12 protein-coding genes are annotated in these 12,827 nt (G+C 63.6%); 4 read left to right on the top strand and 8 right to left on the bottom strand.

Annotation, left to right across the window (positions count from 1 at the left end; genetic code table 11):
• Positions 1 to 103: 103 nt before the first annotated feature.
• The 6 genes from AC0L2D_RS09700 to cysG all read right to left on the bottom strand — a co-directional run bounded on the left by AC0L2D_RS09700 (position 104) and on the right by cysG (position 6,705).
• A complete protein-coding gene (locus tag AC0L2D_RS09700) occupies positions 104 to 1,708 on the bottom strand; it encodes a GMC family oxidoreductase (protein ID WP_473540914.1) in 1,605 nt (534 codons plus the stop codon).
• A 97-nt stretch (positions 1,709 to 1,805) separates the two neighbouring features.
• On the bottom strand, positions 1,806 to 2,339 hold the full coding sequence (locus tag AC0L2D_RS09695; protein ID WP_473540913.1) for a DUF934 domain-containing protein: 534 nt from the start codon (positions 2,337 to 2,339) through the stop codon (positions 1,806 to 1,808).
• Between the two features lie 171 nt (positions 2,340 to 2,510).
• Entirely contained in the window at positions 2,511 to 3,275 is a 765-nt protein-coding gene (locus AC0L2D_RS09690; RefSeq protein WP_013529564.1) for a phosphoadenylyl-sulfate reductase, read from the bottom strand.
• On the bottom strand, positions 3,250 to 4,920 hold the full coding sequence (locus AC0L2D_RS09685) for a nitrite/sulfite reductase (protein ID WP_013529563.1): 1,671 nt from the start codon (positions 4,918 to 4,920) through the stop codon (positions 3,250 to 3,252). Before AC0L2D_RS09685 ends, AC0L2D_RS09690 begins: the two co-directional genes overlap by 26 nt.
• Before the next feature lie 43 nt (positions 4,921 to 4,963).
• Complete coding sequence (locus AC0L2D_RS09680) at positions 4,964 to 5,257, bottom strand: DUF2849 domain-containing protein (RefSeq protein WP_473540912.1); 294 nt, start codon at positions 5,255 to 5,257, stop codon at positions 4,964 to 4,966.
• Positions 5,254 to 6,705, bottom strand: a complete 1,452-nt coding sequence (gene cysG, locus AC0L2D_RS09675; protein ID WP_473540911.1) for a siroheme synthase CysG — start codon at positions 6,703 to 6,705, stop codon at positions 5,254 to 5,256. The genes AC0L2D_RS09680 and cysG overlap by 4 nt, the downstream gene beginning before the upstream one ends.
• 421 nt (positions 6,706 to 7,126) lie before the next feature.
• Between cysG and AC0L2D_RS09670 the strand changes: the two genes are divergently transcribed.
• Together AC0L2D_RS09670 and AC0L2D_RS09665 are read left to right on the top strand one after the other, a co-directional pair.
• Positions 7,127 to 7,576 (top strand): baeRF12 domain-containing protein, encoded by a 450-nt coding sequence (locus tag AC0L2D_RS09670; RefSeq protein ID WP_013529560.1) that lies wholly within the window; start codon positions 7,127 to 7,129, stop codon positions 7,574 to 7,576.
• Positions 7,577 to 7,795: 219 nt separating this feature from the next.
• Positions 7,796 to 9,592, top strand: coding sequence for a cation:proton antiporter domain-containing protein (locus tag AC0L2D_RS09665; protein ID WP_063169018.1), 1,797 nt, complete (start codon positions 7,796 to 7,798; stop codon positions 9,590 to 9,592).
• Between the two features lie 70 nt (positions 9,593 to 9,662).
• On the opposite strand, the gene AC0L2D_RS09660 is transcribed toward AC0L2D_RS09665, so the two are convergent.
• A complete protein-coding gene (locus AC0L2D_RS09660; protein WP_224621316.1) occupies positions 9,663 to 10,472 on the bottom strand; it encodes an AraC family transcriptional regulator in 810 nt (269 codons plus the stop codon).
• A gap of 137 nt (positions 10,473 to 10,609) precedes the next feature.
• Between AC0L2D_RS09660 and AC0L2D_RS09655 the strand changes: the two genes are divergently transcribed.
• Positions 10,610 to 11,530, top strand: a complete 921-nt coding sequence (locus AC0L2D_RS09655; protein WP_473540910.1) for a zinc-binding dehydrogenase — start codon at positions 10,610 to 10,612, stop codon at positions 11,528 to 11,530.
• Between the two features lie 13 nt (positions 11,531 to 11,543).
• On the opposite strand, the gene AC0L2D_RS09650 is transcribed toward AC0L2D_RS09655, so the two are convergent.
• Positions 11,544 to 12,296, bottom strand: a complete 753-nt coding sequence (locus AC0L2D_RS09650; protein ID WP_013529556.1) for an SDR family NAD(P)-dependent oxidoreductase — start codon at positions 12,294 to 12,296, stop codon at positions 11,544 to 11,546.
• A 161-nt stretch (positions 12,297 to 12,457) separates the two neighbouring features.
• Here AC0L2D_RS09650 and AC0L2D_RS09645 point away from each other — a divergent pair, with 161 nt between their 5' ends.
• On the top strand, positions 12,458 to 12,823 hold the full coding sequence (locus AC0L2D_RS09645) for a nuclear transport factor 2 family protein (RefSeq protein WP_027161316.1): 366 nt from the start codon (positions 12,458 to 12,460) through the stop codon (positions 12,821 to 12,823).
• Positions 12,824 to 12,827: the final 4 nt, after the last annotated feature.

Genomic DNA, 12,827 nt, shown 5'->3' with positions numbered 1-12,827 from the left:
ACGGTTTCCAGGGAAAGCGCGTAGCGTTTCCCTGGGCAATTGCGTCAAACCAAGAAAAATAAAACGACCGCCAGTCTATAGGCACCGCGGCCTGGAGCTCCTATCAGGCAGCCCTGATCATGTCGGCGGCCTTTTCGGCGATCATGATGGTTGGCGCATTGGTGTTGCCACCAATCAGTGTCGGCATCACCGAGGCGTCCACGACACGCAAGGCTTCAAGCCCGCGCACCTTGAGTTGCGGATCGACCACCGCCATCTCGTCGACCCCCATCCGACAGGAGCCGACCGGGTGATAGACCGTGTCGGCGCGGGTACGGATATGGGTCATCAGATCGGCATCGCTCGGCTCGCCGGCGATGTGCATTTCCTTGTGCCGGTAGCGCGTCAGCGCCGGCGAAGCCAGCACCTGCCGGGTGATCCTCACGCCTTTCAACAGCAGCTCCGCATCGCGCTGGTCGCCGAGAAAGCGCGGATCGATGCGCGGCGCGGCAAGTGGATCGGCACTGGCCAGCCCAACCTCGCCACGCGAGTGCGGCCGCAATATGCAGACATGACAGGAGAAGCCGAAGCCGTAGTGCAGCGTGCGCGCATGGTTTTCGACCAGCCCGATGACGAATTGCAGCTGCAGGTCAGGGCGCTCAAGCGCCGGGTCGGATTTGACGAAAGCGCCGCTCTCGGCCGCCGGCGAGGCGACCAGCCCGGTCCCATCCCGCCGCCACTGCGCGATATGCCGTAGGAAACCCAACGCGCCGCGCGGGCTCATGCCAAGCATATCGGTGTCCTTCGATCTCCAGCCGACGATGAAATCGAGGTGGTCCTGCAGGTTCTTGCCGACGCCCGGCAATTCGTGGACGACGGGAATGCCATGCACGGCAAGTTCGGCCGCCGGGCCGATACCCGACAGCAACAGAAGCTGCGGCGAACCGAAGGCACCGCCACACAGGATCACCTCGCACGACGCCTGCGCCACTGCCTCGCCTTTGCGTGTCCGGTAGCGGATACCGGTGGCCCGCTTGCCGTCAAGGACGATGCCTGTGGCGTGCGCCCGCGTGATCACGGTCAGATTGGCCCGCTGCATCACCGGATGGAGATAGGCGGCGGCAGTCGAACAGCGCTCGCCATTACGGGCGCCACCGGCAAATTGGGTCACCTGGAAATAGCCGGCGCCCTCTTGTTCCGGTCCGTTGAAATCGTCCGAGGCGCGAATCTGGTTTTCGGCACAAGCCTCTATGAAGGCCTTGGCGATTGGCCTCGGCGAGCGCTGGTTCGACACTTTCAGCGGGCCGTCCCCGCCATGCAGGGCATCAGTGCCGCGCTCATTGCCTTCGGCGCGCCGGAAATAGGGCAGCACCTCATCCCACGACCAGCCCTCACAGCCCAGATCGGCCCATTCGTCATAGTCGCTGCGATGGCCTCTGACATAGAGCATCGCATTGATGGCGCTGGAGCCGCCCAGCGCCTTGCCGCGCGGCTGGTAGCTCTTGCGGCCGCCAAGACCTTGCTGCGGCACGGTTTCGAAGGCCCAGTTGTTGATCCTGGGCCGGCCGGAAAGCATACCGATAATGCCAGCCGGAGCGCGGATCAGCATATCCCTGCCCTCGCCGCCAGCTTCGATCAGGCAGACCGTTTTCGAGGGATCTTCCGAAAGCCGTGCGGCAAGCGCACAGCCGGCGGACCCACCGCCGGCTATGACATAGTCGTAACGCATGAAGACCCCTCCCCGATCATTCCGGATTTTCCATCCGGAAGCTCAAGAGAAGGCTTGAACAGGGGGCGTTGTAAAGACGCGCGGAATTACCGCAACGTCAGCCGCTGCGAACGCGCCGCCAGGAGTATTTCGGGCCTTTTGGTTCCGGCACGGCGGCTGGCTGGTAGTAGAGCCCCAATCCGCCGATGCGGCCCTCCTCCAGGCGCTTCAACAGCACGGGGTTCGATATCTCGAACTCGTCGAAGCCCAGGCGCAGCATATGCGGCAGTTGGTCGACCAGTACCTGGCCCGTGGCGCGAACGGCACCTTCGAAATGGTAGCGGCCGCGCAGCAGTTCTCCCTTGGAGAAGGAGCGGCCGTCGCTGAAGGCCGGAAAGGCCAGCGCCACCAGCGACAGCTGGTCGAGCAGGTCGGCGATCTTCTCGAGTGGATCACCCGGCTGCAGCAGGACGCCGAGCCGTTCCTTGGCCGAGCGGCGCACCTCCGGATCGAGATCGAGGAAGACTTGCAACGGCAGGATGAAGCGGCCGTTGCCGGACAGCGCATCGGCGCTTTCGGCATGCGTCCACTCATCCTCCTGAAAACCCGCGGGGGTCCAGAGCCGGGTCTCCGGTGTCGTCGGTCCAGTCATCAAAAAGTTCCTAAACAGTCAAACGAACCAGGATGTGTTGAGATTCAGGTCAGGCTGCGCCGAAAATGGCGGCTTCCGAGAACCGGAGCGGAGCGTACTTGAAGTACGTGAGCACCGGAAGCGCAGGAAGCCGCCGTTTGCAGGCCAGCCTTACCTGAATATCAGCATATCCTAAAGGGATGCGTCGGTCAGCGACTTCTCCAGCCCCGACAGGTGAATGCCGCACTCGGTCTTGGCATGACCGGCCCAGCGGCCGCTGCGCGCGTCCTCGCCCGGCTGCACCGGCTGCGTGCACGGGAAGCAGCCGATCGACAGATAGCCATAAGCGACCAGCGGATTTTCGCGCAGCGCATGCGCGCGCATATAGTCGGCCTGGTCCGATGTCGTCCAATGCGCCAGCGGATTGATGCGGATGCGCGGCCCGACCGCCTCGAACACCGGCAGCGCTGCCCGCGTCTCGGCCTGAAAACGCTTGCGGCCAGTGAGCCAGGCACGAAATGGCGCGACACCGCGCGCCAGCGGCTCCACCTTGCGCACGTCGCAGCAGGCATCGGTATCGCTTTGGTGCAGATTGCCCGTCGGATCGATCCGTTCGAGTGCTGCTTCCTCGGGTTTGATCACCCTTATGTTGGTCAGCCCGAAATCGGCGGCGAGCGCATCGCGATAGCCGAGCGTCTCCTCGAAATGCTTGCCGGTGTCGAGGAAGATGACCGGCAGCGTCCGGTCGATCTTGGCGATCATGTGCAGCAGCACGGCCGAATCCGCGCCGAACGACGACACCGCCGCGATCTCGTCGAGGAACAATTCGCGGGCCGAGCGTTCGATGATCTCGAGCGGCTTCAGATGACCATAGAGCGCATCGAGCCCCGCCGCTTTGGCGGCGATGCCGTCATCGACGTCTCCAATACGGTCAAGCGGCCTTGGCTTCGCCAGCATAGAGCGCCTCCTTGAACGGCGCGGGACCGACTCGGCGGTAGGCGTCGATGAATTTCTCTTGTGGGTCGAGCCGAAGGCCGAGATAGGTCTCGACGATCTGTTCGATGGCGTCGGTGATCTCTTCCGAAGAGAAGCCGCGGCCGATGATCTCGCCGACCGAGGTGTTCTCGTCGGCCGAGCCGCCCAGCGTCACCTGATAGAGTTCGGAGCCCTTCTTCTCGACGCCGAGGATGCCGATGTGGCCGACATGGTGATGACCGCAGGCGTTGATGCAGCCGGAGATCTTCAGCTTCAGTTCGCCGATCTCGCGCTGCCGCTCAAGCGAGGCGAAGCGGCGCGAGATTTCCTGCGCGATCGGGATCGAGCGCGCCGTGGCCAGCGCGCAGTAGTCGAGGCCCGGGCAAGCGATGATGTCCGATATCAGGTTGGAATTGGCCGTCGCCAGGCCGATGCCGACCAGCGCATCATAGACCGCCTTGAGGTCGGCGCGGGCCACATGCGGCAGGATCAGGTTCTGCTCATGGCTGACACGCAGCTCGTCAAAGCCATATGTCTCGGCGATGTCGGCGATTGCGTCCATCTGGCTGTCCGAGGCGTCGCCGGGCACCTCGCCGATGCCCTTCAGCGAGATCGTCACAGCCGCATAATCGGGATGGCGGTGCGTCACGACATTCTGGTCGAGCCACTCCGAGAACCCCTTGGAATCGAGCCGCGCCAGCTTGACCGCCTGGTCGCCTTCCGGCCGCTCAGCGAGTGCCGGTGGCGCGAAATAGGCCTCGATGGCGCGGATATCGGCTTCCGGCAGCTTCAGCTGGGCGTCTTTCAACTCTTGCCACTCGGCCTCGATTTGGCGGGTGATCTCCTCGACCCCGGTCTCATGGACGAGGATCTTGATGCGCGCCTTGTACTTGTTGTCGCGGCGGCCATAGAGGTTGTAAACGCGCAGGATCGCCGTGCAGTAGGACAAAAGGTCGGCTTCCGGCAGGAAGTCGCGGATTTTGCGGGCAACCATTGGCGTGCGGCCCTGGCCGCCGCCGATATAGACGGCGAAACCGAGTTCGCCGGCGGCGTTCTTCTTCAGGTGCAGGCCGATGTCGTGGGTCTGGATGGCGGCGCGGTCGCGCTCGGCCCCCGTCACCGCGATCTTGAACTTGCGCGGCAGGAACGAGAATTCCGGATGCACCGACGACCACTGGCGCAGGATTTCCGCGTAGGGACGCGGATCGGCGACCTCGTCGGCGGCAGCGCCGGCGAAATGGTCGGCGGTGACGTTGCGGATGCAATTGCCGCTGGTCTGGATGGCATGCATCTCGACGCTTGCGAGATCCGCCAGGATCGCCGGAATGTCCGACAGCGCCGGCCAGTTGAACTGGATGTTCTGGCGCGTGGTGAAATGGCCGTAGCCCTTGTCGTATTTGCGGGCGATGTGGCCGAGCATGCGCAGCTGCTTGCCGTTCAGCGTGCCATAGGGCACCGCGATGCGCAGCATGTAGGCATGCAGCTGCAGATAGACGCCGTTCATCAGCCTCAATGGCCGGAACTGGTCCTCGGTGATCTCGCCGGCAAGACGGCGCTGCACCTGGTCGCTGAACTCGGCGACGCGGGCCTGGACAAAATCGTGGTCGAACTCATCGTAACGGTACATGCTTGGTCTTTCGGGGCGCGTCCGCCCATGCCTGGTGTCTTGGTTATGCTGCCCGCGCAGCCTGCTTGCAGAGATCGTTGCGGATGGTCGGGCCGGCGGCGCGGATCTTCTCGCGCAGCCGCACCGGTTGGACGACGCCGTTGACGACTTCAGCGTCGATCAAATTGACGTCGACCACTTCGTTGGCGGCATAGGCCTTGGCGCCGATCGCCTCGAGCCTGTCATCGGCTGCCTTGTCATGGGCGAGGTCGGCATGATCCACCGTCTCGGCCCAGCCGCCATCGGCGTACCAGACGGCGATGCCGTCGGTGAGGCGGTTGGCGGTCAGTATCTTCATTGCTGAACTCCTTCGGCGACCGAACTGGACGCGCCTTCATGCCTGTGTGCCGCCAGCGGCTCGGACCGTTCAAAGTTGGCGCCGGCGACCGCATCGCCGATGATGGTCATGACCGGGCCGGAAAGATCGGCGCGCGCTTCCAGCGACGGCAGGTCGGCAAGCGTGCCGTGAAAGCGCCGCCGGTTGGCGAGGCTGGCATTCTCGACCACGGCCACCGCAGTGTCCGGCGACAGGCCGGCCTCGATCAGCCGTCCGGCAACCTCGGCCGCCACCGAGCGGCCCATATAGACGGCGACGGTGGCGCCCGAAATCGCGAGCTTGGCCCAGTCGGGCAGCGAATTGCCCTTGAGGTCGTGGCCGGTGGTGAACACCATCGACGAGGAGACACCGCGCAAGGTCAGCGGCAGTTCGAAATCGGCGGCGGCGGCAAAGGCCGCGGTGACGCCCGGGACCACCTCATAGGCGATGCCGGTGTCGCGAAGTGCCGCCATCTCTTCGCCGGCCCGGCCGAACACCAGCGGATCGCCAGACTTCAGCCGCACGACACGCTTGCCTTCACGGCCAAGCTCGACCAGCAGCGCATTGATCTCAGCCTGGCTCTTGGTGTGGCAGCCCTTGCGCTTTCCGACCGGCAGGCGCTCGGCATCGCGGCGACCCATGGCAACGACCGCCTCGGGCACAAGGGCGTCATGGACGATGACATCGGCTTCCATCAGCAGACGATGGGCTCGCAAGGTCAATAGATCCTCGGCGCCCGGACCGGCGCCAACCAGCGCGATGTGACCGCAAGCGGGCGTGTTCGACAGCAGAAGATCGACGGCGGCGTCATGCGCCTGCGAAAGCTGGCCGGCTTCAGCCGCGCGCGCAGGAGCGCCAGCGAAGAAATCATTCCAGAAGCGGCGGCGGGCATTGCCTCTCGGCAGCAGCTTCTCGGCAGCCCCGCGAAACGAAGCCGCAAGAATTGCCAGCGGCCCGAGCGACGGCGACAGCATGCGGTCGATGCGGCCGCGCAACATCTGGGCAAGCACCGGGCCTGCACCCTCGGTGCCGATGGCGATGGCCACCGGCGCACGGTTGACCAGCGCCGGGGTGAAGAAATCGCAAAGCTCAGGCCGATCGACGGCATTGACCGGAATGCCTAGGCGGCGCGCATCCGCGGCCACCCGGCGGTCGAGTTCCTCGTCGCCGCTGGCGGCAAACACCATGACCGCGCCTTCGAGCTGCGACGCGTCGTAAGCCGCGGCAAAATGAGTCGCGCCGGCCTGGGCGACGAAGGCGAGCAGGTCGGGCTCGGCGTGTTCCGCGACGATCCGCAGGAGCGCGCTCGACTGTCCGATCAGCCGCGCCTTGGCCAGCGCCTCTTCGCCGCCCCCGACGATGGCCACAGCTTCGCCCTCAACCCGCATGAACACGGGGAAGGCGTTGAGCTTGGGAGCAGTGTGCGACATGGACGCGAGCGGAATCCTCAATGAGCTTGCAGTTCTACGCGCGAGCGCGAGAAACCAGAAGGAACGCACTCGCGCATCCCTTATCGGGATGCAATTGCTTTTCTGAAAGCATCCCGGCCAAGAGAAAAATATTTCTCATTTACAGATAGAGCGGATTCAAGCTGCTGTCGCAGGCCTTGATTTGTGGCTCTTTTAGCGCCCGGCGAGAAAAGCCGCAAAACTGTTTTTTCTAAATTCTACCAAGTTAGTAGATTAAAGTCGCGACCTCGGGATAGCCAGAATGTCCAACGCCGACTTGGCTGCCGACTGGAACATTACCGGCTCGAGGTGCGTTCTCAAAAGGCCCGTCATGTCGGATCGAAATCCGGCTGCGGAATGCCAACTAAAGGTCGCCACGCGGCTAAAAAGGAGCCCTGTCATCATGAACACAATCATACTCAAGCACGGTATCTGGGTGATCGTGGCCGATGGCGAGAAGGCGCTTTTCCTCAGGAACGCCGGTGACAACAAATATCCGAATCTCGAGGTGGTGCAGGAAATGCAGCAGGACAACCCGCCCACCCGCGAGCAAGGCAGTGACAGCCCCGGCCGATACAGTGATGGTCCCTCCGTACACCGCAGCGCAGTCGAGGATACGGACTGGCACCGCATCGGCAAGGAGCGTTTTGCCGATGAAATCGCCGCCCGGCTCTACAAGCTCGCGCATGACGGCGAGTTCAGCGAGATCGTGCTCGTCGCGCCGCCGGTGGTGCTTGGGACAATGCGCAAAAAGCTGCACAAGGAGGTCGGGGACAAGGTGACCGCCGAAATTCCCAAGACATTGACCAACCATGCCATACCGGAAATCGAGGCCTTGCTGCGGGCAGCCTGATCATCGATCGGCCCTGACGAATCGAGACGAATAGCTCCGCACAAATTCCGATCCGGCCGGCAGCTTTCTCAGCTGCCGGTCAAATTTTCGCGGCAGCGCCGTCGATTTCACGGCTTTGCGGGTTGCATCGCCGACATACCATCCACCATATTGCAAACAGGCGGCGGCCTTGGGCGGCGCTCATCCAACATCGCTGACTTGAAAGGCGCTCCATAGACAATGCCGCATGACACGCCCCTTATCGCCACCATCGTCGCCGGTCTGGGGCTGGCTTTCGTCTTCGGGGCTCTCGCCAACCGCTTCCGCATTCCGCCCCTGGTCGGTTATCTCATAGCCGGCGTGCTGGTCGGGCCGAACACGCCCGGCTTCGTCGCCGATGCCGGGCTTGCCAACGAACTGGCCGAAATCGGCGTCATCTTGCTGATGTTCGGCGTCGGGCTGCACTTCTCGCTCAAGGATCTGCTGTCGGTGCGTGCCATCGCCGTGCCGGGCGCCATCGTCCAGATCGGCTTTGCCACCGCGCTTGGCGCTGGTCTTGCCTGGATGCTCGGCTGGTCGATGGGCGCGGGGCTGGTGTTCGGCCTGGCGTTGTCGGTCGCCTCGACCGTGGTGCTGCTGCGTGCCCTGCAGGAACGGCGGATGATCGAGACCGAGCGCGGCCGCATCGCCGTCGGCTGGCTGATCGTCGAGGATCTGGCCATGGTGCTGGCGCTGGTGCTGCTGCCGGCGCTCGCTGGCGTGCTCGGCGGCCAGGAGCAGGCCGACGCCCATGCCAGCGGCCTGCTGTCGCTGCCGGCCAGCTACGGCATCTGGGGCGTCGTCGGCATCACGCTGGCCAAGGTCGCCGCCTTCGTCATCGTCATGCTGGTGGTCGGCCGCCGGGTCATTCCCTGGATCCTGCACTATGTCGCCCATACCGGCTCGCGCGAACTGTTCCGGCTGGCGGTTCTGGCCATCGCGCTCGGCGTCGCCTTCGGTGCGGCCAAACTGTTCGGTGTCTCGCTGGCGCTGGGCGCCTTCTTCGCCGGCATGATCATGAGCGAATCCGAACTCAGCCACCGCGCGGCGGAAGAATCGCTGCCGCTGCGCGATGCCTTCTCCGTGCTGTTCTTCGTCTCGGTCGGCATGCTGTTCGACCCGTTCAGCCTGATCAGCAATGGTTGGCCAATCCTGGCGACGCTCGCCATCATCGTCATCGGCAAATCACTGGCCGCGTTCGCCATCGTTGTTGCCTTCGGCTATCCCATCGCCACGGCGCTGATAATCTCGGCAAGCCTCGCCCAGATCGGCGAGTTCTCCTTCATCCTGGCTGAACTCGGCGTCGGGCTGAAGCTGCTGCCGGAACAGGGCCGCGACCTCATTCTGGCCGGTGCGATCCTGTCGATTGTCCTCAACCCGCTGATGTTCCTGGCCATCGACTGGATGAAGCCGTGGCTGGAACGGCGCGCCGCCAGGACGGCACCACCGGTCGAGGCAAAACCGGTTGGTCCGGCGACGGAGCCGGGCCAGGTGGCCTCTGTCGCGGCAGCGGCGAAAAAGGAGGACGGGCCGCCGCCAAAGACGGCACTCACCGGCCATGCCATCCTGATCGGCTACGGCCGTGTCGGTGGCCTGGTCGGCTCGGCCCTGAAAGGCGCGGCAATGCCCTTCCTGGTCATCGAGGACGCCGACAAGACGCTGGCGAAGCTGAAAGCGGACAGCGTCGAGACCGTCGCCGGCAATGCGGCCAATGCCGAAGTGTTCGCCGCCGCCAATCCCGAGGGCGCCAGCCGGCTGATCCTTGCGATCCCCAATGCCTTCGAAGCCGGCCAGATCGTGCTCCGCGCCCGCGCCGCCAATCCCGCTATCAACGTCATCGCCCGTGCCCATTCCGATGCCGAGGTCGAACATCTCAAGGGTTTGGGCGCCGATACGGTGATCATGGGCGAGCGCGAGATTGCGCGCGGGATTGTGGAAGAAGTTCTCGGTTCCAAACCGGAGTTGAGGCGCGAAACCGCCGAGCCGTCGGTGGCCTGAGTCCCAAAGCCCAAGCTGCACTCTCGCACGCTGGCAACGTGATCGGCTCGACCACCCTTTCAAGCGAGCATCACGCCACGAATGCAGAGCCGCCATTTTGCGCGATACCGCTGAGGTATTTGGCCGGCGGCTTCCCAAGCGCCTTCTTGAACATGGTGATGAAGGCCGTAACGGAACCATAGCCGAGATCGCCCGAGACCTGCTGGACACTCTTGCCGGAAGCCAGTTCCCGAATTGCAACGATCAAGTGCAATTGCTGGCGCCAGCGCCCGAAACTCAGCCCCGTCTCCTTTGCTACAAGGCGGGCGAGGCTGCTCTCGCTGAGCGCGATGCGGTTGGCCCATTCCGCCAGTGTGCTGCGGTCGGCAGGGTCTTGCGCCAACGCTTCGGCGATCCTGTTCAAGCGTGGCTCGGACGAGATCGGCAGGTGCAATTGCTGGACAGGCATGCGTGGCAATTCGGTGAGCAGCATCTTGGTCAAGAGTTCGCCCCTCGCCCCATCACCCTCCACCCGATCGGAAAGCTCGATGATCAATTCGCGCAGCAGGGGCGAGATTGAAAACGTGCAGCACCGCTCCGGCAGATCGGCGGCTCCCGGCTCTATGTAGACGAAAAAAATCCTGGCGTTGGCGGTTGCGACATTGCTGTGCTCCATGCCGCCGGGGATCCACACCCCGCAATGCGGCGGCACCATCCATAGACCGCTTGGAACGCGGCATGTGACGCCACCGCCGAGTGCGAAGACGAGTTGGCCTTTGCGGTGCCGATGGGCGGGGACTTCCGCTCTGGTCTCGGGGATGTCGACGCGCACGACAATCGCCGGCGCGGCAGGGTCATCCACATCGAGATCGAGCCAGGGGTAGCTGAGGGGTTGTCTCATGGTTGACTGTTATTAGCGATTAAACGCCACGATAGCTAAATTCTTTAACAGCGAAAGTCGATAAGCTCCGGCTCGTACTCAGTTTGCCGTGCTTTCCACAGCAAGCTGGCACCGACAAGCCAGCAACAAGGTACGCCATGCTCGCCCTGGTCATCTCTCCCGAAAGCGCGACCGGGTTGAGGCTCGTCGACATCGCCGAGCCTCAACCGGCTTCGAACGAAGCGCTTGTCTCTGTCCACGCAACTTCGTTGAACCGGGGCGAACTGCGCCTGCTTGCCATACGCCCCGAGGGCTGGATACCCGGCCAGGACATCGCGGGGATTGTCGAACGAAGAGCAGCCGATGGTTCTGGGCCAGCCGTCGGCGCCCGGGTTGTTGCTTTGGTCGATGAGGCCGGTTGGGCCGAACGCATCGCAGTCCCAATCGACCGTCTCGCCGTCCTGCCGGATGACGTCAGTTTCGTTTCCGCAGCCACGCTTCCTGTCGCCGGTACGACGGCACTAAGGACTCTACGCCATGGCGGCGACCTCGCCGGCCAGCAGGTCTTGATCACCGGTGCAAGCGGAGCGGTCGGCCGTTTTCAGATCCAGATCGCCCGCGAGCAAGGCGCCTCGGTGACGGCAATCGCCGCGGCCCGGCATGCCGACGATCTCCGCGGCCTCGGAGCCCGGCAGGTTGTCGAAGCGATCGATCTGGCCGAGGGGCCGTTCTCGCTGATCACCGAGTCGGTCGGCGGCCAAAGCCTCGCACGCGCGATCGAACGTATCGCACCTGGCGGGACCATCGTCATGTTCGGTTCGAGCAGCGGCGAGCTGACGCCCGTCGGATTCCGCCAGTTCGTTCCGGATCATGAAGGGGCAAGGCTTCAGACTTTTGCGTACTACACGTCTGGTCCAGGCATCGGCGAGGACATCGCCTCACTGCTCGCTCTGGTCGTAGCCGGCCGGCTCGAAACGCGCGTGGCCTTGACGGCGCCGTGGACAGACGTCGCTCAAGCGCTGGACGCACTGCGACAGCGCAGCTTCAGCGGCAAGGCTGTTCTCACCATAACAGGATGAGCATCCTGTTTTGTCACACGTGCTGGCCGCCATTGATGTGGATTTCCGAGCCAGTCACATACGACGCCTGCTGCGAGCACAGGAAAAAGATGATGTCGGCGACTTCGGCCGTGGTGCCAAGGCGCCTGAGAGGAATGGTCTCGACGATCTTGTCCGTGCCCGGCGACAGGATCGCGGTATCGATTTCGCCCGGCGCAATCGCGTTGACGCGGATGCCGTGCGGACCGAAATCATGCGCCATCTCGCGCGTCAGCGACCCGAGTGCCGCCTTCGATGTCGCGTAGGCCGTGCCGGCGAAAGGATGCACGCGGGTTCCGGCGATCGAGGTTACGTTGACGATCGAGCCCTTGGCCGCCGCCAGTTCCTTGAACAGCCCGCGCGCCAGCATGATCGGCGCGAAGAAATTGACCTGGAACACGTCGCGCCAGACATGCATCGGCGTGTCGATCGAATTCATGCGGCTGTTGCCGTCCTTGAGCTTCGGCGAAATGCCGGCATTGTTGACCAGCGCATGCAACTGGCCGCCATGCGCTTCCAGCCGGTGGCGAATTTCGGAGACGGCGATGCCGACATCCTCCTGATCGGCGAGATCGACCTTGATGTGGTCTTCCGGCCCGGCCGGCCACGGGCAGTCCTCGGCGAAAGCCTGCCTGGAGCAGGTGATGACGCGCCAGCCCTCGCGCGAAAAACGCTTGACGGTGGCGTGGCCGATGCCGCGGCTGGCGCCGGTCAGCACGATGGTCTTTCGGGTGTCGAGTTCAGTCATTTCAGGTCTCCAGCCGGCAGATGTAGCCGAACGCCGCCGAGGTGGCGAGAGGCCGAAATGTCACCATTCACCTCAAAGGAGGAACCGGGAAGCTGGCTCGCCGTTGGTCCTTGAATGCGGAAAGGGCGCGGGGTTCTGAATCAATCTATCAGGACAAAGCCATGACACAGACAGCACCCCTCGACATCGCCACTGCCTTCACCAAAGCGTGGACAGGACACGACCTCGAAAAGGCAGCATCCTATGTCGCCGACGACGTCGTTTTTGATGGGCCGATGCAACAGTCGACTGGCAAGGCCCCCTACCTCGAGGGCCTGACCAAACTTTCACAGGATGTGACCGGTGTGCGCATGATCGCGGCCTTCGGAGACGACCACCAGGCGCTGCTTATGTATGACTTGATGACAGAGTCGTCCGGCGCGCTTTCCTGCGCCAAGCACCTCACCATCAGCGACGGCAAGATTCACAGCGACAAACTGACCTTTGACAGCAAGAAGCTGGGCAGCGCCAAACCAAAGGCGAATTAGCGGG

This window comes from Mesorhizobium sp. WSM4833, assembly GCF_055811095.1.
The sequence above is the reverse complement of the archived record's forward strand: the minus strand, read 5'-3'. Positions and strand labels throughout refer to the sequence as shown.

Bases quoted from the DNA above. Each gene is read 5' to 3' on its own strand.
- AC0L2D_RS09680 (WP_473540912.1), bottom strand. From the start codon at position 5,257: ATGAAGATACTGACCGCCAACCGCCTCACCGACGGCATCGCCGTCTGG.
- AC0L2D_RS09645 (WP_027161316.1), top strand. From the start codon at position 12,458: ATGACACAGACAGCACCCCTCGACATCGCCACTGCCTTCACCAAAGCG.
- cysG (WP_473540911.1), bottom strand. From the start codon at position 6,705: ATGTCGCACACTGCTCCCAAGCTCAACGCCTTCCCCGTGTTCATGCGG.
- AC0L2D_RS09660 (WP_224621316.1), bottom strand. From the start codon at position 10,472: ATGAGACAACCCCTCAGCTACCCCTGGCTCGATCTCGATGTGGATGAC.
- AC0L2D_RS09650 (WP_013529556.1), bottom strand. From the start codon at position 12,296: ATGACTGAACTCGACACCCGAAAGACCATCGTGCTGACCGGCGCCAGC.
- AC0L2D_RS09655 (WP_473540910.1), top strand. From the start codon at position 10,610: ATGCTCGCCCTGGTCATCTCTCCCGAAAGCGCGACCGGGTTGAGGCTC.
- AC0L2D_RS09685 (WP_013529563.1), bottom strand. From the start codon at position 4,920: ATGTACCGTTACGATGAGTTCGACCACGATTTTGTCCAGGCCCGCGTC.
- AC0L2D_RS09665 (WP_063169018.1), top strand. From the start codon at position 7,796: ATGCCGCATGACACGCCCCTTATCGCCACCATCGTCGCCGGTCTGGGG.
- AC0L2D_RS09690 (WP_013529564.1), bottom strand. From the start codon at position 3,275: ATGCTGGCGAAGCCAAGGCCGCTTGACCGTATTGGAGACGTCGATGAC.
- AC0L2D_RS09670 (WP_013529560.1), top strand. From the start codon at position 7,127: ATGAACACAATCATACTCAAGCACGGTATCTGGGTGATCGTGGCCGAT.
- AC0L2D_RS09695 (WP_473540913.1), bottom strand. From the start codon at position 2,339: ATGACTGGACCGACGACACCGGAGACCCGGCTCTGGACCCCCGCGGGT.
- AC0L2D_RS09700 (WP_473540914.1), bottom strand. From the start codon at position 1,708: ATGCGTTACGACTATGTCATAGCCGGCGGTGGGTCCGCCGGCTGTGCG.